Below are 20355 nucleotides of genomic sequence, written 5' to 3' on the forward strand. Positions count from 1 at the left end.
CATGGTGCCCCCCATCACCGGCGCTACCGGCCGATCCCGGACGAGGTGGCGACCAGCACCACCACACACCCCAGCAGCCACTGCTGAAGCGGAAGATTAGTCGCGGTTTGACGGACGGCAAGTGCGAGAAGCGCGGTGGCCGCTCCTTCGGCGACCTGTACGGGCATCGTGGTGAAGCTGCCGAAGGCCAGTGGCACTGACAGGACGGTCGAGCACGAGGCCGCCCTGGTGAGACGTTCATGCTCACCGGACCCGGTTCGCCCACCCACGCAGAGATCGCGGTGAGGCTCTTTGCCGTTGCCGGCCGGGGAGATGCGCTATGTCGACATGCCCGCGTGAGCCTTCGCGACCCGGCTCACCGAGTGTGGCCTGCCCGCCCCGTTCGCCGCGGTCGCCGACCTCACCCGCCGGTCGCCGTGACCATCCGCACCGCGATGTCGATGATCATGTCCTCCTGGCCGCCGACGTAGCCCGCCTCGCCGATGCGGCGGAGGATCTCGTGGGCCGGTACGCCGTAGCGTTCCTCGGCGCGTTCGGCGTGCCGGAGGAACGACGAGTAGACGCCGGCGTAGCCCTGCACGATCGCCGTGCGTTCCGCCCACGGGAGCCGGGGAATGAACGGGAGTGCCACCTCCGCGGCCGCGGTGAGGAGGGCCGGCAGGTCGAGCCCGGTGGGCACCCCCATTTTCGCGAAGGCGGCGGCCAGCACCTCGGTCGGCGAGTTGCCCGCGCCCGCCCCGAGTGCACACAGGGTGCCGTCGATCTGCCGGGCACCGGCCTGGTACGCGGCCAGCGAGTTCGCGACGCCGAGCGACAGGTTCTGGTGGCCGTGCAGCCCCACCTGTGCCTGGACACCGATCTCCGCGACGAGCGCCGCGACCCGTGCCGCCGCCTCGTCCGGCAGCAGCGCGCCCGCCGAGTCGACCACGTACACGCACTCGCACCCCGCGTCGACCATCACCCTGGCTTGGGCGGCGAGGGCGTCCGGGGTGATCATGTGCGACAGCATCAGGAACCCGACGGTCTCCATCCCGAGGTCGCGGGCGACACCGAAGTGCTGCACCGCGATGTCGGCCTCCGTGCAGTGGGTGGCGATGCGGGCCACCGTGGCACCGGCGTCGTGTGCACGACGCAGGTCCGCCGCCGTGCCCAGGCCCGGCAGGAGGAGCACCGCGATCCGTGCTCGCCGCGCCGTCCCGGCCGCGGCGGCGACCAGGTCCACGTCCGCTACGGCCGAGAACCCGTAGTTGAACGACGAGCCGCCGAGGCCGTCGCCGTGGGTCACCTCGATGACCTCGACCCCGGCGTCGTCGAGCGCGGTGACCACGGCGCGCACCTGGTCGACCGTGAACCGGTGCGCCATGGCGTGGCTGCCGTCGCGCAGTGTCGTGTCGGTGATGCGCACGGGCTCGGTCATCGGGTCACCGCCAGCAGCTCTCCGGCCCGCGCCGCGGCAGCCGTCATGATGTCCAGGTTCCCCGCCCACGGCGGCAGGTGGTCGCCGTTGCCGCGCACCTCGAGGAACACGGCGACCCGGGCGACACCGCTCCAGTCCGGGCGCGGTTCGTCGAACTGCGGGTCGGCGCGCAGCGCGTAGCCCGGCACGTACCGCCGCACTTCCTCGACCATCCGGTGTACCGACGCCGAGATTGCGTCGCGGTCGGCGTCCGGGTCGATGGCGCAGAAGACCGTGTCCCGCATGATCATCGGCGGGTCGGCCGGGTTCAGGATGATGATCGCCTTGCCCCGCCGCGCACCGCCCACCTCCTCGATGGCGCGTGCGGTGGTCTCGGTGAACTCGTCGATGTTCGCGCGGGTACCCGGTCCGGCCGAGCGCGACGCGATCGACGCGACGATCTCCGCGTACGGCACGGGGGTCACGTCCGCGACGGCACGCACGACCGGGATGGTCGCCTGTCCCCCGCACGTGATCATGTTGACGTTGGGGGTGTCGAGGTGCTCGGGCAGGTTGACCGGTGGGCACACGAACGGCCCGACCGCGGCCGGGGTCAGATCCACCGCGCGGATGCCCGCCTCGGCGTAGCGCGGCGCGTTCGCCAGGTGCGCACCCGCCGACGTCGCCTCGAACACGAGCTCCGGGAGCTCCGGGCGGGACAGCAGCCAGTCGACGCCGCCCGCGCTCGCCTCCACCCCCATGTCCCGTGCGCGTGCCAGCCCGGCGGAGTCCGGGTCGACGCCAACCATGTACCGCACGTCCACCACCGTGCTGCGCCGCAGCTTCACCAGCAGGTCGGTGCCGATGTTCCCCGGCCCGACGATCGCCGCCGTGACCGTCACCGGCCACCGCCGAACACCGCGGTCACCGAGCCGAGCCCGGCGAACGTCGCCCGCACCTCGTCCCCGGCGGCCACGGGCACCGCGGCGGTCACCGAGCCCGGCAGGACGACGTGCCCTGCCTTGAGCGCCACCCCGCGGTCCCCCAGCGTGTTCGCGAGCCACACCAGCGCGTTCAGCGGTGACCCGAGCACAGCCGCGCCCGCGCCGGTGTCCACCACCTCACCGCCGACGCGCAGCATGCAGCCGGTGAGTGGAAGGTCCACGTCGGACAGTCGCGCGGGAACGCTGCCCAGCACGACCCCGCCGGAGGACGCGTTGTCGGCGATCGTGTCGACCAGCCCGATCCGCCAGTCCCGGACACGGGAGTCGATGATCTCCAGCGCGGGCAGCACGAAGTCGATCGCGGCGACCGCGTCCGCCACCGTCACCCCGGGGCCGCGCAGCGGTGTCCCGAGCACGAACGCGACCTCCGGTTCGATCCTCGGCCGCAGGAACGAGGACACGTCGATCGGCGTGCTCTCCGGGTGGAACATCGTGTCGAGCAGGTGCCCGAAGTCCGGTTCACCGACCCCCAGCTGCCTGCGCATGGCAGCGGACGTGAGGCCGACCTTGTGACCCTTGACCACCGCGCCGTCCGCGACCCAGCGCTCGACCTGGCCGAGCTGGATCGAGTAGGCGTCGTCGACGGTCAGGTCCGGGAACCGTTCGGTCAGCGGGTCGACCGGGTGCCGGTACGCGGCCAGCATCTCGTCGACTAGCTTGTCCCGCTCGAGTGCGTCCATGGCGCAACGGTCCCGTTCGGACGGCCGGGGTTCAACGATCCGTTCCCGCTCAACGGGAACAGCGGCTATCCGAGCAGTTCGTCGCGGTAGATGCTGTACCGGACCGTGCAGGCCGCGTCGGCGAGCGCGGGCCGCAGCCGCTGCCACACCTCACCCCGGCCCCCGGCGAGGGTCAGCGCGGCGACCACGGCGCCTGCCTGGTTGGTGATCGCCGCGGACATCGACGAGCGGCCCGTGATGTCCCGGTGCACGGCGATCCGCGCGTCCCGCACCGGGCCGGCGTCCGGCCCGTCGAACGCGGTGAACAGCACGCCCGCCGACGAGTCTTCTGCACGAAGCCTGCTGCCCTCGTACACGTTGGCGGTGCCGCGGCCGGCGTGGGCGAGGCTGACGACCAGCGCTTCGTCCTGGTCGAGCACGCTCAGGTAGGCGGTCCGGCCGGTCACCGCGGCGAGTTCGTGGATGTGGCGGGACGTATCGCGCTGGATCCGGCGGACGCAGGGCGCGGAGCTGCCGATCGCCCACACCCGGGTGGCGAGCCGATAGCGGCCGTCGACCTGCTGTTCGAGACCGCCCCACTCGGTCAGTTCCCGCACCATCCGCCACGCCGTCGCGACCGGGAGGCCGGTGCGTTCGGCGATCTGGGTGACCTGCAACGGACCCGACGCCCGCTCGACCGCGTCCAGCACCGACAGCACGCGGGCCGCGACACTCCGAGGCGGCATCGCTCGCTCCTTCCCCTGCCCCGCGCGGAAGCTAACACGCGGCGCGGGCAGCAGGTCCGTCGTCCCACTCCGTGAGCGCATTCCGGAGAGTGAAAACGCGAGCGCTGGCGCGGTGGTTCCGGCACACAGACTCAGGCCGTGTCACGACGAATCCCCCTTCTCCTGTGCGGCGCCGCGGTGCTCACCGCGTGCGGCACCGGCAGTGCCGAGAACGGCCCGGCGGCCACCCTCACGGCAGGCCTCGCCGCGCCGATCGGCTGCCTCGATCCACATCAGACCCCACAGACTCCGAACCTCCAGGTGTCCCGGCAGTTCGTGGACTCGCTCACCGACCAGGACCCGGAGACCGGCGAGATCGTGCCGTGGCTCGCCGAGTCGTGGACGGTCGACGAGCGGGCCACCCGCTTCACGTTCACGTTGCGCGACGGCGTGACGTTCAGCGACGGCACGCCACTGGACGCCGCCGCGGTCGTGGCCAACCTCGACGACGTGGCCGCGCTCGGCGCCCGGTCCCCGCTCGGCGCCACCTACCTCGCCGGGTACGCGGGCGCCACCGCGTCCGGCCCGCGCACGGTCGAGGTGCGCTTCGACACCCCGAGCGCCCAGTTCCTGCAGGCCACGTCCATGGTGACGCTCGGCCTGCTCTCCCCGGACACCCTGGCGCGGCCCCCGGAGAAGCGCTGCGCGGGCACGCTCACCGGCTCCGGCCCGTTCGTGCTGGACGAGGTGGCGCTCAACGAGGAGGTGCGGCTGACCGCCCGCGACGGCTACGCGTGGGCGAGTGACCTCGCCACCCACCGGGGCACGCCGCGGGTGCGCACGCTGGTCTTCGCGATCGTCACCGACGCGAGCGCGCGGCATGGCAGCCTTGTGTCCGGTCAGCTCGACGCCGACCTGCAGGTGCTCCAGCAGGACGAGGCGTCGTTCGGCGGCGACGACGTCCAGGGCCCCCGGCTGTTGTCGGGCACCCGGCCCGGGGTGGTGTACACGTTGCTGCCCAACGAATCCCGGCCCGCGCTGCGGGATCCCGCGGTGCGCCGCGCGATCGGCCTCGCGCTGGACCGGGCCGAGTTCGCACCGCTGCTGTCGGCGGGTGAGCGGCCGGCGACCGACGTGCTCGCCACCACCACACCGGGCTACGCGGACCGGGGTCTGCGGTTCGACCGGCGCGAGGCGGTCCGGCTGCTCGACGCCGCGGGCCTGCGGCCGGGCCCGGACGGCGTGCGGCTGTCGTTCACGCTGGTGTACTCGGCGACCGAGCGGTACGGCGCGGTCTACCAGCTGATGGCGCAGCAACTGGCCGACGTCGGCATCGAGCTGCGGGTCACGCCGCTGGACGACGCCACCAACAGCGCGCGGCAGAGCGCGGGCGACTACGACTTCGTGTCGTGGGCGGTGACCCGCGGCGACCCGGCGGTGCTCGCGAGCCTGTACCCGGTGGCGAGCGCGAACCCGTTGCGCCGCACCGCACCCGACGAGGTGGACACCGCGATCGCGGCGATCGCCTCCGTCGTCGACCCCCGCGAGCGGGCCCGCGCCGTGGACACCGCGGCGAAGGCGATCCTCGCGGGCGGGCACGGCATCCCGCTGTTCGAGCAGGCGTCGTCGGTCGGGCTGGCCGCGCGGGTGTCCGGCGTGCGGCTGGACGGGTCGGGCCGCTCGATCTTCTCCGACGCGGAGGTGACGGCATGACGTGGCACGACTTCGGAGCCGGGCGGGCCGTGACCGCCGCCTCGTTCGTCGCGGCGGCGCGGTCGCTGCTGGACGCGGCGGTCGACGCGGCCGGCGGCGGGGAGCAGACCAGGGCGGACTTCGTCGCCGGGCTCGCCGCGTGCCTGTCCACCGCCGGTCCGTACGCGACGCTGCGCCTGGACGCCGGGCTGGTCGACCAGGACGTGCGTGACGAGCTGGCCGCGAACGTCGAGGCGGTCTCGGCTCTGGTGCTCGACCTGGTGGCCGCCGCGCCGCCCGGGCCGCGGGGGCCCGCGGACATCCACAGCAGTTGTGTCGGCTACTCGTGGATCCCGCCGGTGGTCAGCAGGCTGATCGGCGGGCCGGAGCCGCATCCGGCGCGCAACCTGTACAACGAGTGGCTCTGGCAGCTCGTGCTGTTGCGGGACGCGTTGATCCCGTTCACGAACGCGGCCGAGGTGCCGGTGCTCGCCGGGCCGGACGGGCTGACCCGGCTGCAGGACGCGCGTGACTGGTTCGCCGTGCAGGTCATGACGCGCCGGATCGCGCACGAGGCGATCGTGCGGTTCGCCGCCGAGGTCGTCGCCGGTGAGCGGGCCGACGGCGCGTACGGGTTCCAGCACGGCGGCGCGGTGGTGCTGCCGCCGGTCGCGCTGGACGGTCCGGTGCTCGGCCCCGCGTACCTCCTCGCCCACCGCACGGGCACGCTGGTGCCCGAGGACGTCGCGTTCTTCGTGCCCGGCGAGGACCTGGAGACCGCCACTCTGTCCGCCCCCGCCAAGACCGCCGGGGAGGTCGACGTGGTGCCCCTGTCCGACCGGCTCGTCCCCGGCCCGCCCGGCCCGGGCCGCACCCGCACGCTCACGCTCGTCGTGGGCTTCGACGGACGCGAGTGGTCAGCGGACCTCGGTCAGGCGCTGCGCGGGCACCGGTACGCCGACCGGCCGCGTGGTCCACAGGGGACGTCCACAGGGGATGGCCGGGCGTGGTCAGGATGCGCGGTGCTGCGGGAGGACGGCGCGGTCGCGGTGCCCGACGGCGGGATCATCCCGACCGGCGGGCAGCGGGCGCTGACCCTGGCCCTGCTCGGCAGGCTGCGGCCCGGGAACGTCGTGCTCTGGACCGGCCAGGCCGTGCCGCCGGCCGGCGTGCTCCTCGACGTCAGGGGCTGAGCGTGCGCCGGTTCGTCCTGCGGCGGGTGGGACAGGCCGTCGTCGTGGTGCTGGCGGCCTACACCCTGACGTTCGTCGCGTTCTCCCTGCTGCCCGCCGACCCAGTGCGGATCATGATCGGGCCGGAGAACGCGGTCGACGAGGCGCGGGTGGCCGAGCTGCGCGCCTCGTTGGGGCTGGACCGGCCCGCAGTGGTGCGGTACGTCGACGGGCTGCTGAGCGCGCTGCGCGGCGACTTCGGCACGTCGTTCCAAACCGGCCGCGGAGTCGGCGCGACCATCGCCGAGGCGGTGCCCCGCACGCTGGCGCTGGCCGGCGCGGCGCTGCTCGTGGCCGTGCCGCTGGGATTCGTGATCGCCTGGCTGGCGGCGCACACCGCCAGGCCGTGGCTGCGCCGCCTGCTCGGCGGCCTGCCGGGGCTGTCGCAGTCGATGCCGACGTTCTGGCTCGGGCTGGTGCTGCTCCAGGTGTTCTCGTTCGGGCTGCGGCTGTTCCCGGCCCGCGCCGACGGGCTCGACGGCCTGGTCCTGCCCGCCGTGACGCTCGCGGTGCCCGCGTCGGCGTTCGTGGCGCAGATGCTGTCCGTGCGGCTGCTGGCGGAGATGCGCAGGCCCTACGCGGACACCGCGCGAGCCAAGGGCGCGACGCGGGCGCGCGTGGTGACGGTGCACGCGCTGCGCAACGCGGCCATGCCCGCGCTGACGATGGTGGCGCTGCTGGTGGGCTGGCTGCTGTCCGGCTCGGTGCTGGTGGAGACGGTGTTCGCGCGCAACGGGCTCGGCAGGCTGGCCGAGTCCGCGGTGGCCACCCGGGACCTGCCGGTGCTGCAGGGACTGGTCGTGATCACCACCGCGCTCGTGACGCTGCTCGCGCTCGCCGTGGACCTGCTGCACCCGGTGGTCGACCCGAGGGAGCGCCGGTGAGGTGGCGCGGCCCCGGCGTGCCGGCCTCGATCGCCGTGCTGGTGGTGGTCGAGGCGGCCGCGCTGGCGCCCGGGTTGTTCACCGCCGCGGATCCGGTGCGGGGCGCGGTCACCGACCGGTTGCTGCCGCCCGGCGCCGGGCACCCGTTCGGCACCGACGAATTGGGGCGCGACCTGTTCGCGCGGGTGGTGCACGGGTCGGCGGCGTCGCTGTCGGCAGCCGTGCTGGCGGTGGGCATCGCGGTGCTCGCCGGTTCGTTGCTCGGTCTCGTGGCGGGGACCGCGCGGGGTCTCGTCGACGACCTGGTCATGCGGGCGGTGGAGGTGCTGCTCGCCGTGCCGTCGTTCCTGCTCGTGCTGGTGGTGGTCGCGGTGCTCGGCTCCGGCACGGGCAACGTGGCGATCGCTGTCGGGGTCTCCGCCGCCGCGGTGTTCGCCCGGATCATGCGGGCCGAGGTCATCCGGGTCCGCGGCGCGGGCTACGTCGAGGCGGCCGCGGTGTCCGGCGTCAGCAGACAGGCGATCCTGGTGACGCACGTGCTGCCCAACGCGGCTAGCCCGGTCGCCGCGCTGGCGGCGCTCGAGCTGGGCAACGCGATCCTCACCGTGGCCGCGGTCGGGTTCCTCGGCTTCGGCGCCTCGCCACCGGAACCGGAGTGGGGGTCGCTCATCGCCGCGGGCCGGTCGTTCCTCGCCTCCGCGTGGTGGCTCACCACGCTGCCCGGCCTCGTCATCGTGGCCGTGGTGCTCGCGGTCAATCACCTGGGCCACACGTTGCGATCGGAGAACCGATGACCCTCTTGACGGTGCGCGGCCTGACCGTCCACTACGGACGCGAACCCGCGCTGTCCGGCGCGGACCTCACCGTCGGCCGGGGCGAGGTGGTCGCTGTGGTCGGCGAGTCCGGGTCGGGCAAGTCGACGCTCGCACACGCCGCGGTGGGCCTGCTGCCGCCCACCGCACGGATCCACGGCGAGATCACCGTCGACGGGACACGCGTCGACCGGCTCCCGGACCGGCGGTGGCGGCGGCTGCGTGGACGGCGGATCGCGTTCGTGCCCCAGGACCCCGGGACCGCGCTCAACCCGCTGATGACCATCCGTGCGCAGGTCGAGGAGGCGTTGCGGCTGACGGGGAGTCCCGCCGACCCGGCCGCGTCGCTGGTTCGGGCGGGGATCCCCGATCCGGACCGCGTGCTCGCCGCGTACCCGCACCAGCTGTCGGGCGGCTACCGGCAGCGGGTGCTGATCGGGATGGCGCTCGCGGGCCGGCCTGCGCTGCTGATCGCCGACGAGCCGACGTCCGCCCTGGACACGACCGTGCAGAGGACCGTGCTGAACCTGCTCACCTCGGTGGTGGCGGACGGCACGAGCGTCCTGCTGATCACACACGACCTCGGCGTCGCCGCGGCCCGGGCCGACCGGGTGACCGTGATGTCCGGCGGCCGCGTGGTGGCGGAAGGCGCGACAGCGGCGGTGCTCGGCGACCCCCGTGACCCGTACACCCGGCTGCTGCTCGACTCGGTGCCCCGTCCCCGGACGGACCGGACCCCGGCGGGCGAACCGGTGCTGGCCGTCCAGGACCTGCGGAAGGTCTACGGTGCGACGGTCGCGGTCGACGGCGTGTCGTTCGCCATCGGCATGGCGAACACGCTGGGGCTCGTCGGCGCGTCCGGGTCCGGCAAGTCCACGATCGCCCGGATCGTCACCGGGCTCGTCGAGCCGACCGGCGGGCATGTGCTCACGGCAGGACGTGTGCAGTTCGTGGCGCAGAACCCGTTCGGCTCACTCGATCCGCTGTGGAGCGTCGGCCGGATCGTCGCGGAGCCGTTGCGCGGGCTCGGGCGCGCGGAACGCAGGCGGCGGGTGCTCGGGTTGCTGGCGGACGTCGGCCTGCCCGCGTCGTACGTGTCGCGCAGGCCGTCGGCGCTGTCGGGCGGGCAACGGCAGCGGGTGGCGATCGCTCGCGCGCTGGCGCCGAACCCGGCGCTGATCGTGCTCGACGAGCCGGTGTCCGCGTTGGACACCGTGACACAGGCGCAGGTCCTGGCCTTGCTGCGGCGACTGCAGGAACGGCACGGGGTGGCGTACCTGCTGATCTCGCACGACCTGGCGGTGGTCGCGTCGGCCGCCGATCACCTCGCGGTGCTGCGCGACGGCCGGATCGTCGAGTCGGGCCCGACCGCCGACGTGCTGGCCGCGCCCGAGGACCCGTTCACGCGCGAGTTGCTCGCCGCGGCACCGGGACGCCGGTCAGTGCACTAGCCGGGCCAGCCGGTCCGCGTGCGTCGCGAAGACCGCGTGCCCGGCGTCCAGGGTGACCAGCTGGAACGCCGAGGCGATGTCGTCGGCGTGGCGGATCATCACGTCCTGCAGCGCGACGGGCAGCGCCCGGTCCGCGGTGGTGCGGACGTAGGTCCTCGGGACCCGCCCCCACCTGGCCGCGGTCGCACCCGTCGGCGTGCTGAGGAACGACAGCGGCTGATCGGGGGTGAGCATCGCGGCCAGCGCACGGAAGTCCGCACTGTCCACATCGGAGAAGTACGCGGTGTGCAGTTCCTCCTGGTAGGCGGCGGCGGTGCTGCGCGGGTCGATGCGGACCGCCCCGATCGTCGCCGGGTCACCGAGGTACAGGCCGCCGCCGAGTGCGGTCTTCGCTTCCGGCAGCGCCAGGTAGGCGCCCGCCGAGCCGAGCCGGGTCGGCACGAACGCCGCCACGTACACCAGGCGGGAGACCCGTTCGGGCGCCAGTTCGGCCACGCGGGTGGCGACCGTGCCGCCCATGCTGTGTGCCACCAGCACCGACCGGCGGCGCAGGAGCGTGATCACGTCCGCCGCCACGTCGTCGAGGGTCAGGTCGGCGAGCGGGGACCGTTCGGTGCGCAACGCGTCGGTGTCCCTGGTCAGGTAGCTCGCCGGGAAGCGAGCCCGCGTGCCGTGGCCGGGCAGGTCCACGGCGAGCACGCGGTGCCCGCGGGCGGTCAGCGCGGCGGCGAGCGCCGTGAAGTGCCCGGCGCCGTGCCACGCCCCGTGGATGAGCACCACGTCGGTCACGATGTCCACCTCTCCACCAGGATGCGCACCAGTTCCGCGGGCCGCTCCTCCGGCACATAGTGCCCGCACTCCTCCACCCAGCACGACGACACGTCCGACGCCGCCGCCTCGACGGTGTCCAGCCAGCCGAGCCCGACGCCGTGCCGGGCACCCACGACCAGCGTGGGCGCCGTGACCGGCCCCGCTGCGCACAGCGCGCGGTTGTCCTCGATGTCCCGGAGCAGCGCCCGGTAGTGCCCCATGGTCGCGCGCACCGCGCCGGGCGCGGCGAGGGCGCGGGCATATACCTCCAGGTCGGCGTCGTCGATGGCGTCCGTGACGTACAGACCGATCGAGTCGCGGCGGAACATGAACTCGAGGTAGCCGCGTTCCCGTCCCGCGAGCAGGAACTCGGGCAGGTCGGGCACCATGTTGAACCCGAAGTGCCACGACCCGCCGGTCAGCGGGTTCGCCGCCGACAGACTGTCCCCCAGCCCGGGGATGCCGGCCTCGACGAACGTCAGGCTCGCGACGGATTCCCCGTGCAGCGCGGCAAGCGGGTACGCGACCTGGCCACCGACGTCGTGCCCGACGACGTGGTACCGCCCGAACCCCAGCGACGTCATGAGCCGGTGCAGCACCTCAGCCACCGAGCGCTTGTCGTACCCGGCCGTCATCCGCGAACTGGCGCCGAACCCCGGCAGATCCGGGACCACGACCGTGTACCGGTCCGCGAGGAGCGGGACCACGTGCCGCCACGCGTAGCCCGTCTGCGGCCACCCGTGCAGCAGCAGAACTGTCGGGCCGTCGCCCGCCACCGCGCACTCGACCACACATCCCGGAAGCCTGAGCCGTGCCATGTGGACAGCCTGCCGGATCACCGGCGGCGAACGCGGCGCCCGTTTCCGTTCACCGGAAACGTGTCGTAGGGGCCGAGCACCGGGCGTTCCTATGGTCGGGCCGGACCACTGCCGCAGGGAGGCCGCATGATCGACCAGATGACGGTGCTGAGCTTCGCGCACTTCGTCCAGGGACCCGCCGCCGCGCAGTACCTCGCCGATCTCGGGGCCGACGTGGTGACGGTCGAACCACCCGGCGGGTCGTGGGAACGCCGGGTCGGCAGTGGCGGCATCCGGCTGGCCGGGCGCAGTGTCACGTTCCTGTCGGTGAACCGCAACAAGCGGTCGATCGTGGTCGACCTCAAGCACCCGGACGCGCTGACCGTGCTCCGCCCGCTGATCGAGCGGGCGGACGTGCTGCTGGAGAACTACCGGGACGGCGCGCTGGACCGGCTCGGCCTCGGGTACGAGGCGGTCCGGGCGATCAAGCCGGACATCATCTACGCCTCCGCCAGCGGCTGGGGTTCACGCGGCCCGATGGCGGGCCGTCCCGGGGTGGATCTGCTCGTGCAGGCACGCACCGGGCTCGTCGAGGCGACCGGTGCGAGCCCGACCGCGGCGGGCACGCCGGTCGTGGACCACCACGGGGCCGCGCTGCTCGCGATGGGGGTGCTGGCCGCGTACACGCGCAAGCTCACCACCGGCGAGGGCACGCGGGTCGAGTCGAGCCTGCTCGGCGCGGGGCTGGACCTGCAGGCCGAGTCGCTCGCGCTGTACTTCTCCGGCAGGCGGACCGCCGCGGACCTGACGCGGCCCGCCGAGCTGGCGTGCTGGTCGATCGACGCGCCGTACGGCGTCTACCGGCTGCGGGACGCGTCGGTCGTGATCGCGGTGCACGGCGCGATGGACGACCTCGGCGACGTGCTCGGCTCCCCCGTGCTCGCGGGGTACGACCAGCAGGCCCGCCGCGCCGAGCGCGACGAGTACACGGCGGCGGTGGCCGAGGTGCTGGGCACCATGACCTACGCGGAGGTCGCGGAACGTCTGGGGCCACGGGGTTTCTGGTTCGAACGGGTCGCGGGCTACGACGATGTGCGCACCGACCCGCAGGTGGTCGCGGAGGGGCTGCTCGGCGAGTTCGACGTGGACGGTGAGCGGGCGACGGTCCTGCGGCACCCGGTCCGCTACGACGGTGAGCTGCCCGGCATCCGCACCGCACCGGCGGAACTCGGTGAGCACACGAGCGAGGTGCTGCTGGCGGCCGGGTTCTCGAACGCCGAGGTGGACGGGTTCCTGGCCGACGGCGTGGTGTCCTGATGCGTGCGCTCGTCTGCACGCGCTTCGGCGAACTCGAACTGCTCGACGTGCCCACACCGTCGCCGGGCCCGGGTGAGGTGCTGGTCGCGGTCAGCCACATCGGGCTGAACTTCCACGACACGCTCATCATCGCGGGCACGCACGTGGTCCGGCCCGAGCCGCCGTTCTCCCCCGGCAGCGAGTACGCGGGCACGGTCGTCGCGGTCGGCGCCGGGGTCACGTCGGTGCGGGTGGGTGCCCGGGTCGCCGGGAACGAGGAGTACGGGTGCGCGCGGGAGCTGGTGCTCGTGTGCGCGGACCGCGTCACCATCCTGCCCGCACACGTCACCGACCGGCAGGCGGCGGCGATCCTGGTGACGTACTCGACCGCGTACCACGCGCTGGTCCAGCGGGCGGGACTGCGACCCGGCGAGACGCTCGCCGTGCTGGGCGCGGCGGGCGGGGTCGGGTCCGCGGCCGTGGATGTGGGGAACCTGCTCGGTGCCAGGGTGATCGCCGGTGCGTCCACGGTGGACCGCGCGAAGGGCGCACTGCGGTACGGCGCGCACGAGACGTTCTCCTACGGCGACGCCGACGCCAAGGCGGCCATCAAGGAGCTGACCGGCGGCGGCGCGGACGTGGTGTTCGACCCGGTCGGCGGTGCGGTGGGCGAGGCCGCGGTCCGGGCCGTCGCGTGGGCGGGGCGGTATCTGGTGGTCGGGTTCGCGTCCGGCGGCATCCCTCGCGTCGGACTGAACATCCCGCTGGTGAAGGGCTCGTCGGTGGTCGGCGTGTTCTTCGGCGAGTTCGTCCGGCGAGCGCGAGCGGTGCACGAGGAGAACCTGCGGGTGATCTTCGACTGGGCCGGGGCCGGGCGGTTGCGCCACCGCGTGCACGACGTGCTGCCGCTCGCGGCCGGACCGCGGGCACTCCGCGACCTCGCCGCGGGCAGGGTCGAGGGCAAGCTCCTGCTCGACGTGACCGCATGACCCGCACCGGGGTCGCCGTCACGGCGCTGGTGGCCGGCACGCTGCTGGCGCCGCTGAACTCGTCGATGGTGGCGGTGGCGCTCGCGCCGATCGGGCACGACTTCGCGCTGCCGCTCGGCACGACGACCTGGGTCGTCACCGTGTTCTACCTGACGGCGTGCGTGTGCCAGCCGGTGCTGGGGCGGGTCGCGGACCGCATCGGCCCGCGCCGGCTGTTCGCCGCCGGGATGGTGGTGGCCGCGGTCGCCTCCGCCGCCGCCACGACGGTCTCGTCACTGCCCGTGCTGGTGCTGTGCCGGGGAGTCCAGGCGGCCGGGGTGTCCGCCGCGTTCCCGTGCGCGGTGCTCGTCATCCGGCGCAGCGGCGAGGTGCACCGGCTCGCGGCGGTCGCCACCGCCAACACGACCGCGGGCGCGGTCGGCCCGGTGCTCGGCGGGCTGCTCACCGCGTGGGCCGGGTGGCGGGCCGTGTTCTGGGTGAACCTGCCGATCATGCTGGTCGCGCTGGTGCTGGCATGGCGGGCCATCGGGCCGGACGAGAAGAGACCGGGGAACGGCCTGCGCCTCGACCCCCTCGGCGTGCTGCTGTTCGCCGCGGCCGTGGTCGCGTTGCTGGACCTGATGCTCGGCGGCTCGTGGCCCGCCGCCGCGGTGTTCGTCGTCGCGGCGACCGGGTTCTTCTGGTGGGAACGGCGGGCGGCCGCGCCGTTCGTGGACGTCCGCGCGCTCGCTGCGGCCCCCGGGCTGGTGGCGGTGCTCGGCACGTTCGTCCTGTTCAACCTCGCCTACTACGGCGCGTTCTACGGGCTGCCGCCGTGGCTGCAGAACACCGTCGGGTACGACGCGGCGGCCGCCGGGCTGCTGATCATGCCGATCGCGGCGACCAGCGTGGTGGCGACCGTCGTCGGCGGCCGGGTCATGGGCCGGTGGACCCTGCTGTGCGCGGGCGGGCTGCTGCTGGCCGGGGTGGCGGCGCTGGCGGCGTTCGGCCCGGGGGTCCCGGCGTGGCTGATCGTGCTCGACGGGGTTGTCCTCGGCATCCCGTACGGACTGTGCAACCTCGGCCTGCAGCGCCTCATGTACGACCGCGCGCCGGAACACATGTCCGGGGTGGTCGCCGGGCTGTTCCAGTCGGCGCGCTACGTCGGCGCGATCCTCGCAGTCGGCGTGGTCGGGGCGGCCGGGGACCTGCGGCCGCTCGCGCTCGCGATGACCGTCGTCGCGTCGTCGGTGATCGGACTGCTCGCGCGTGACCTGCGACGATCGAGGTCCGCCGGGGTAGCATCGGCCGGTCAGAACCCCGGCCGCCCGTCACGGGTGCGGCCATGACCGAACCGGTGCCGATCATGAGCGTTGCCCGCCCGGCGAGCACCGGCCGGACGGTGGCCGGCCGGGTGTTCGCGCTGCTCAACGCGTTCTCGCAGGAGCGGCCCGCGCTCCGGCTGATCGAGCTGGCCGCCGTGACCGGGATGCCGGTGTCGACCGTGCACCGGATCGCGACCGAGCTGGTCGAGCTGGGTGCGCTGAAGAAGGAGCGGGACGGCGTCTACCGGATCGGCCTGCGGCTGTGGGAGCTGGGTTCGCTCTGCCCGGCGCCTCGCACACTGCGGGACGTGTCGCTGCCGTTCATGCAGGACCTGTACGAGGCCACCGCGGAGAACGTGCACCTCGCGGTGCTCGACGGCGACGAGGTGCTGTACGTGGAGCGGGTGTGGGGCCGCCGCTCGGTCGACGTGGTCAGCCGGGTCGGCGGCCGGTCGCCGCTGCACGCGACCGGGGTGGGCAAGGTGCTGCTGGCGCACGGGTCGCGGGAGCTGCAGGAGTCCGTGCTGGCGGCGGGGTTGAAGCGGTACACCGCACACACGATCGTGATGCCGGGGATTCTCATGCGGTCGCTGCGTGAGGTCCGTGCGACCGGCATCGCCCGCTGCGCGGAAGAGCTGTCGCTGGGCACGGTGTCGGTGGCGGCGCCGATCTTCGGGCCCGACCGGCGGGTGGTGGCGGCGTTGTCGGTGGTGTCGCACACCGTCACGCACACGCGGGCACTGACCGCGGTCGAACCCGCGCTGCGGCTGGCGGCGCTGTCGATCTCGCGGGAGCTGGCGAAGGGCTACGAGGGCATCGGCACCGACGACGTCACGCCGATCCGCCCAGCAGCCCGGTGATCGTGCCGGACTCGATCAGCGCCGTGTCCGTGCGTGGCAACCCCAGCGCGGCGACCGTCCCTAGTGGATCGGTGTCGGCCAGCTCGAACGGGTAGTCGGTGCCGACGAGCACGTGGCCCGCACCGACGTCCTCGACCAGCCCGCGCAGCAGCGGGGTGGAGAAGGTGGCGGTGTCGTAGTAGAGGCGGCGCAGGTAGGTGCTCGGCGGGTGCGGGGTCGTGCGTGCGACGGCCTTGCGGGACCAGCCGAGGTCGAGCCTGCCGCGCAACGCGGGCAGGCAGCCGCCGCCGTGGGCGAGGCAGATCGACACGTCGTGCCGTTCGAGGACGCCGCCGAGGACCAGCCGTGACACCGCGAGCGCGGTCTCCATGGGGAACCCGGCGAGCTGCGGCAGCCAGTAGTCGGCGAGGCGGGCGCCACCGGGTGTGCTGTTGGGGTGGAGGAACACGAACGCTCTCGTGCCGGCCAGGTACTCCCAGAGCGGTTCGTGCGCGGGGTCGTCCAGCTCCGCGCCGAGCCCCCGGGTGCCGATCGCGATGCCCGCGCAGCCCAGCTCCTCCAGGCAGTACCGGGCTTCCTCGACCGCGTTCGCGGTGCCGAGCGGTACGTGGCCGAGTGGGTCGAGCACGCCGCGCTGCCCGCCGAGCAGGTCGGCGAGGGTGTCGTTGCCGCGGCGCACGATGTCGAGCACCGCGGCCTCGTCGGTCGCGTCGGCGCACGTGACGAACGGCGGCACCGACACCAGCTGCCGGGTGACACCCGTGCGTGCCATGTCGGCCAGCCGGGTGTCGAGGTCGTACTGCGCGGCGGGCAGCGGAATCGGCGCGCCCTTCGGCATGCCGGACACCACGGGGTCGATGCGGACCACGCCGTCGCCGCGTTCGGCGAGTCCCTGGTCCGCCAGCCAGTCCAGCAGTGGCAGGGGAAACGCGTGCGTGTGCACGTCCACCACGCTCATCGGAGCCGGCCCTCGTGGTAGAGGTAGCCGTTCTCGACGCGGCACAGGTCGCCGGTGCGCAGCCAGCCGTCGCGGACCGGCGAACCGGCGGGGAACGCGTAGGAGCGCGCGATGTTCGGCCCGCGCACGCACAGCTCCCCCGTCTCGTCGATGCGGATCTCGGTGCCGGGGAACGGTCGTCCCAGTGACGAGCGGTGCGGACCGAGGTGGTCGTCGGGGGTGCTGTAGGCGATCGTCTTGGGCACCTCGACCTGGCCGAACACCTGGCACAGCACCGGCCCGAACCGGGTGTGCGCGCGGTCGATCTCGTCAGCGGTGAGCGAGGTGCCGCTGTAGATCAGCAGTTCGAGACAGGACCAGTCGACGGCTCTCGGGTGGTCCAGCACCGCCCGGAACGTCGGCGGCATCAGCAGCAACACCGTCGGCCGGTGCGCTTCGACCGCGTCCAGTAGCGCGTCCACATCGGATTCATCCGGGATCACCAAGGTCCCGCCGAGCGACAACGTCGGCGCGACCAGGTTGCCGAATCCGCCGGCCACCGGCTCCGGGCACAGCACCCGGGGACGGTCCGGCCACGGCAGTGTGTCTCGCAGCATGGTCGCGACCGCGCCAAGCGCCCCGCTCGTCAGCTCCACTCCCTTGACCGGGCCCATGGTGCCGCGCGTGAAACCCAGGCGCACCACCGCTTCCGCAGGCGCGACCTCGACCGGACCACCCGGCGCGGGGACGTCCACGTCGGACAGCACGGTCGCGGGACCGATCCGGGCGAGCCGTTCCGCCAGGTCCGGTGTCCCGGGCGCGATCCCCGCCGACCGGCGGCCCGCGACGTAACAGGCGGCGTTCACGAGCCACTGCAGCGGATCGTTGGGGCGGACCTGCACCACGGTGTCCTCGGGTGGCAGCTTCGCCAGCAACGCCACCAGGCCGAGCACCGTGGTCTCGGCGTCACGGTAGGACAGTGCGGTCCCCGCGTGTTCGAACGCCACCCGGTCCGGGCGGGCCCGCAACGCGCCGAGGACCAGCTCACCGATGGGCGTCACAGGCGCTCGTCCGGCATGACCGTGCCGCACGCCTTGCAGGTCCTGGCGTCCACATCGCCGTAGAACCGCTGGTAGGCGCCGGCGACCGGGTCCGTGCGGTAGTCGGTGACGTGCACGGCCTCCTCGTGGAGGAACTCGTCACACTTGGGGCAGAACCAGCGGAACCGGTCCAGCTCCCCCGGCCTGCGCAGCCGCTCGATCACCAGCACGAACGCGTCCGGCGCGAAGCGTGGCGAGTGCGCGATGCCGGTCGGCGTGAAGATGGTGCCGCCCTCGGGGATCACCGCGATGTCCGAACCGCCCTCCGGCTTGCGGTAGTGCAGGTCCATCGAGCCGCGCACCATGAACATCACCTCGTCGCTCGGGTTGAGGTGGAACTCGCTGCGGTACTCGCGGCCGCGGGCGAGGAACGCGAGCGACTCGCTCTCCTGCCACAGCACCTTCACGCGCTTGCCCGCGGCCCGCAGCTCGTCGGCCGCCTTCCGCAGCTCCACGATGGGCATCTGGCTGGGGTGCATGGTCATCTCTCCTCGGGGTCGTGGACAACCCGTCCGTCCACAATGGTCATCACGGTCCGGTGGTCGTCGCGGACGGCGAGATCGGCCAGGTACCCCGGCGCGATCCGGCCCTTGATCGCCTGCTCACCGGTGTGCGCGGCCCCCGACGTGGTGTACAGGCGCAGCGCCTCGTCGCGGGAGACCGCCTGCGCGGCGCCGGCCACGCGGCCGTGCACATCCTGTCTGGTCGTCATGGCGTGGATGTTCTGCCACGGATCGAGGTCGTTCACCGGGTAGTCGGTGCCCGCCGCGACCCCGTCCAGGCCGAGGCCGTCGACCAGGTCGCGCAGCGGCACGGCGGCGTCGGCGCGGTCGTCACCGAGGTGACCGGCGATGGCGTCGCGGTTGCGCCACAGGAACGGGATCTGCGCGGCCACCCGCACGCCGAGCGCGCGGGCCCTGGCGATCTGGTCGGGCTGGACGAGGCTGGCGTGGATGAGCACGTCCGGCAGCGCGGTGCCGCCCCGCGTGGCCTCGTACACGTCGAGCGCGAGGTCGATCGCGGCGTCGCCGACGACGTGCGTGCCGACCGGCCAGCCCGCGTCGTGCGCGGCGCCGACCAGCTCGGTGAGCCGCTCTCGGTCGACGAACAACTCGCCGCGGTAGCCGGGCCGGTCGCGGTAGTCCGCGCGAGTGGCGGCGGTGCCGAGCGTCATGCCGCCGTCGACCTGGAGCTTGATGCCGCGGGTGAGGTACCGGTCCCCGACGGGTTTCGGCGGCCCGTCGGCGAGCAGTTCCCGCCACTCGGCCAGGGAGACCGACGGGTTCAGCTCCCCGGTCGGCGTGACCATCGCGGCCACCCGGACGGTCGAGGCACCCGACTCGGCCAGCTCCCGCAGCACCGCCACGTCGGACGGCGGCAGCGCACCGGCGACCACGGACGTGATCCCGTGCTCGTTCAGCACCCGCATCGCCGCCGTCAGCTGCGCGGCCCGCTCCTGCGAGGTCCATTCCGGCACGACGCGTGCCACGGCGTGCACGTCGCCCTCGACGAGACGGCCGTCGTGCCCGTCCGGATCGAGACCCGCGAGCCGCAGGGCCGCGGTGCTGACCGACGCGGCGTGTCCCTCCGGCAGGAACACCGGACGGCCACCGGCGGCACGGTCCAGTTCCTCGCGGGTCGGCGCCCGGCCCACCTGCAGCAGCGGGTTCCACATCCGCCCCTGCACCCACGCGTCCGGCGCCCGGGTGGCGGCCAGTTCGGCCACCCGGTCCAGGGCCTCGTCAACGGTGTGCACCCCGGCGAACGACACGATGTGCCCGTCCATGCCCGCCTGTTCGAAGTGGCAGTGCGAGTCGATCAGGCCGGGCAGCACGGTGCGCCCGGCCAGCTCGATCACCCGGGTGCCCGGTCCGGCGAGCGCCGCGATGTCGGCGGTGACGCCGACGGCCGAGATCCGGCCGCCGGTGATCGCGACCGCCTCGGCGGCCGGGGTGTCCGGTGTGTACACCCGGCCGCCGAGCAGCACGAGGTCCGTCATGGCCGGGTCACGGCCGCGATGCACTCGACCTCCACCTGCACACCGGTCCGGTGTGGCGTCGCGATCACGGTGGTCCTGGCCGGGAAGTGCGGTGCGCCCTCGAAGAACTCGCGGTACACCGCGTTGAACACCGGGAAGTTCTCGACGTCCCGCACGAAGCACGTGCACTTGAGGATGGTCTCCCGGCTGCCGCCGGCCGCCTCGACGACCGCGACCAGGTTGGTCAGCGTCTGCTTGGCCTGGGTCGCGAAGTCGTCGGAGACGATCGTGCGGGTCTCCGGGTCCAGCGGCCCGGTGCCCGAGCAGTAGATGGTGTCGCCGTGCACGATGGCCTGGGACAGCGGCGCGGCGGTGCCTGTGGAGAAGCCCACGGTCGGGGCGTTGCGGGTGCTGACAGCGCGGATCATC

At 73.5% G+C, this 20355-nt stretch carries 21 protein-coding genes; 9 read left to right on the top strand and 12 right to left on the bottom strand.

The annotated features are described in order from the left end of the window. Nucleotides 1-23: 23 nt before the first annotated feature. From ACYQ77_RS15230 to ACYQ77_RS15250, 5 genes are all read right to left on the bottom strand, one after another. The gene (locus tag ACYQ77_RS15230; RefSeq protein WP_459711594.1) at nucleotides 24-197 is read right to left on the bottom strand and encodes a hypothetical protein; all 174 of its coding nucleotides are present in this window, start codon (nucleotides 195-197) and stop codon (nucleotides 24-26) included. A gap of 203 nt (nucleotides 198-400) precedes the next feature. Beyond that, nucleotides 401-1417 (bottom strand): 4-hydroxy-2-oxovalerate aldolase, encoded by a 1017-nt coding sequence (gene dmpG / locus ACYQ77_RS15235; protein ID WP_459711596.1) that lies wholly within the window; start codon nucleotides 1415-1417, stop codon nucleotides 401-403. After that, nucleotides 1414-2298: an acetaldehyde dehydrogenase (acetylating) gene (locus tag ACYQ77_RS15240; protein ID WP_459711598.1), complete on the bottom strand. Its 885-nt coding sequence runs from the start codon at nucleotides 2296-2298 to the stop codon at nucleotides 1414-1416. The genes dmpG and ACYQ77_RS15240 overlap by 4 nt, the downstream gene beginning before the upstream one ends. Next, nucleotides 2295-3080: a 2-keto-4-pentenoate hydratase gene (locus tag ACYQ77_RS15245; RefSeq protein ID WP_459711600.1), complete on the bottom strand. Its 786-nt coding sequence runs from the start codon at nucleotides 3078-3080 to the stop codon at nucleotides 2295-2297. The genes ACYQ77_RS15240 and ACYQ77_RS15245 overlap by 4 nt, the downstream gene beginning before the upstream one ends. A gap of 65 nt (nucleotides 3081-3145) precedes the next feature. Then, a complete protein-coding gene (locus ACYQ77_RS15250) occupies nucleotides 3146-3805 on the bottom strand; it encodes a helix-turn-helix domain-containing protein (protein ID WP_459711602.1) in 660 nt (219 codons plus the stop codon). Between the two features lie 138 nt (nucleotides 3806-3943). On the opposite strand from ACYQ77_RS15250, the gene ACYQ77_RS15255 reads away from it, so the two are divergent. Genes ACYQ77_RS15255 through ACYQ77_RS15275 form a run of 5 tightly spaced genes read left to right on the top strand, consistent with a single transcriptional unit; the run spans nucleotide 3944 to nucleotide 9855 of the window. Then, nucleotides 3944-5497 carry an ABC transporter substrate-binding protein gene (locus ACYQ77_RS15255; RefSeq protein WP_459711604.1) on the top strand — a complete coding sequence of 518 codons (1554 nt, stop codon included), beginning with the start codon at nucleotides 3944-3946 and terminating at the stop codon, nucleotides 5495-5497. Further along, complete coding sequence (locus ACYQ77_RS15260) at nucleotides 5494-6669, top strand: hypothetical protein (protein WP_459711606.1); 1176 nt, start codon at nucleotides 5494-5496, stop codon at nucleotides 6667-6669. The genes ACYQ77_RS15255 and ACYQ77_RS15260 overlap by 4 nt, the downstream gene beginning before the upstream one ends. Nucleotides 6670-6671: 2 nt before the next feature. Continuing rightward, on the top strand, nucleotides 6672-7592 hold the full coding sequence (locus tag ACYQ77_RS15265; RefSeq protein WP_459711607.1) for an ABC transporter permease: 921 nt from the start codon (nucleotides 6672-6674) through the stop codon (nucleotides 7590-7592). Further along, the gene (locus ACYQ77_RS15270; RefSeq protein WP_459711609.1) at nucleotides 7589-8386 is read left to right on the top strand and encodes an ABC transporter permease; all 798 of its coding nucleotides are present in this window, start codon (nucleotides 7589-7591) and stop codon (nucleotides 8384-8386) included. Before ACYQ77_RS15265 ends, ACYQ77_RS15270 begins: the two co-directional genes overlap by 4 nt. Next, the gene (locus tag ACYQ77_RS15275; RefSeq protein ID WP_459711611.1) at nucleotides 8383-9855 is read left to right on the top strand and encodes an ATP-binding cassette domain-containing protein; all 1473 of its coding nucleotides are present in this window, start codon (nucleotides 8383-8385) and stop codon (nucleotides 9853-9855) included. Before ACYQ77_RS15270 ends, ACYQ77_RS15275 begins: the two co-directional genes overlap by 4 nt. Here ACYQ77_RS15275 and ACYQ77_RS15280 read toward each other — a convergent pair. Both ACYQ77_RS15280 and ACYQ77_RS15285 read right to left on the bottom strand, forming a co-directional pair. Continuing rightward, complete coding sequence (locus ACYQ77_RS15280; protein ID WP_459711613.1) at nucleotides 9844-10644, bottom strand: alpha/beta fold hydrolase; 801 nt, start codon at nucleotides 10642-10644, stop codon at nucleotides 9844-9846. The two genes, ACYQ77_RS15275 and ACYQ77_RS15280, sit on opposite strands and share 12 nt — an antisense overlap. Continuing rightward, nucleotides 10641-11483, bottom strand: a complete 843-nt coding sequence (locus tag ACYQ77_RS15285) for an alpha/beta fold hydrolase (RefSeq protein WP_459711614.1) — start codon at nucleotides 11481-11483, stop codon at nucleotides 10641-10643. The genes ACYQ77_RS15280 and ACYQ77_RS15285 overlap by 4 nt, the downstream gene beginning before the upstream one ends. Before the next feature lie 126 nt (nucleotides 11484-11609). Between ACYQ77_RS15285 and ACYQ77_RS15290 the strand changes: the two genes are divergently transcribed. Genes ACYQ77_RS15290 through ACYQ77_RS15305 form a run of 4 tightly spaced genes read left to right on the top strand, consistent with a single transcriptional unit; the run spans nucleotide 11610 to nucleotide 15911 of the window. Continuing rightward, on the top strand, nucleotides 11610-12779 hold the full coding sequence (locus tag ACYQ77_RS15290; RefSeq protein WP_459711616.1) for a CaiB/BaiF CoA transferase family protein: 1170 nt from the start codon (nucleotides 11610-11612) through the stop codon (nucleotides 12777-12779). Continuing rightward, nucleotides 12779-13747, top strand: coding sequence for an NADPH:quinone oxidoreductase family protein (locus tag ACYQ77_RS15295; RefSeq protein WP_459711618.1), 969 nt, complete (start codon nucleotides 12779-12781; stop codon nucleotides 13745-13747). Before ACYQ77_RS15290 ends, ACYQ77_RS15295 begins: the two co-directional genes overlap by 1 nt. Further along, the gene (locus tag ACYQ77_RS15300) at nucleotides 13744-15075 is read left to right on the top strand and encodes an MFS transporter (RefSeq protein WP_459711620.1); all 1332 of its coding nucleotides are present in this window, start codon (nucleotides 13744-13746) and stop codon (nucleotides 15073-15075) included. Before ACYQ77_RS15295 ends, ACYQ77_RS15300 begins: the two co-directional genes overlap by 4 nt. Continuing rightward, nucleotides 15072-15911 (top strand): IclR family transcriptional regulator, encoded by an 840-nt coding sequence (locus tag ACYQ77_RS15305; RefSeq protein WP_459711621.1) that lies wholly within the window; start codon nucleotides 15072-15074, stop codon nucleotides 15909-15911. The genes ACYQ77_RS15300 and ACYQ77_RS15305 overlap by 4 nt, the downstream gene beginning before the upstream one ends. Here ACYQ77_RS15305 and ACYQ77_RS15310 read toward each other — a convergent pair. From ACYQ77_RS15310 to ACYQ77_RS15330, 5 genes are read right to left on the bottom strand one after another with little or no spacing between them, the layout of a single operon-like run. Next, on the bottom strand, nucleotides 15883-16869 hold the full coding sequence (locus ACYQ77_RS15310) for an amidohydrolase family protein (protein WP_459711623.1): 987 nt from the start codon (nucleotides 16867-16869) through the stop codon (nucleotides 15883-15885). The genes ACYQ77_RS15305 and ACYQ77_RS15310 overlap by 29 nt on opposite strands. Beyond that, a complete protein-coding gene (locus tag ACYQ77_RS15315) occupies nucleotides 16866-17909 on the bottom strand; it encodes a class I adenylate-forming enzyme family protein (protein ID WP_459711625.1) in 1044 nt (347 codons plus the stop codon). Before ACYQ77_RS15315 ends, ACYQ77_RS15310 begins: the two co-directional genes overlap by 4 nt. After that, nucleotides 17906-18433 (bottom strand): 3-hydroxyanthranilate 3,4-dioxygenase, encoded by a 528-nt coding sequence (locus ACYQ77_RS15320; protein WP_459711627.1) that lies wholly within the window; start codon nucleotides 18431-18433, stop codon nucleotides 17906-17908. Before ACYQ77_RS15320 ends, ACYQ77_RS15315 begins: the two co-directional genes overlap by 4 nt. Beyond that, nucleotides 18430-19971 carry an amidohydrolase gene (locus ACYQ77_RS15325; protein WP_459711629.1) on the bottom strand — a complete coding sequence of 514 codons (1542 nt, stop codon included), beginning with the start codon at nucleotides 19969-19971 and terminating at the stop codon, nucleotides 18430-18432. The genes ACYQ77_RS15320 and ACYQ77_RS15325 overlap by 4 nt, the downstream gene beginning before the upstream one ends. Beyond that, nucleotides 19944-20354 carry a RidA family protein gene (locus ACYQ77_RS15330; protein WP_459711631.1) on the bottom strand — a complete coding sequence of 137 codons (411 nt, stop codon included), beginning with the start codon at nucleotides 20352-20354 and terminating at the stop codon, nucleotides 19944-19946. Before ACYQ77_RS15330 ends, ACYQ77_RS15325 begins: the two co-directional genes overlap by 28 nt. Nucleotide 20355: the final 1 nt, after the last annotated feature.

This window comes from Actinophytocola sp. KF-1, from assembly GCF_054661535.1.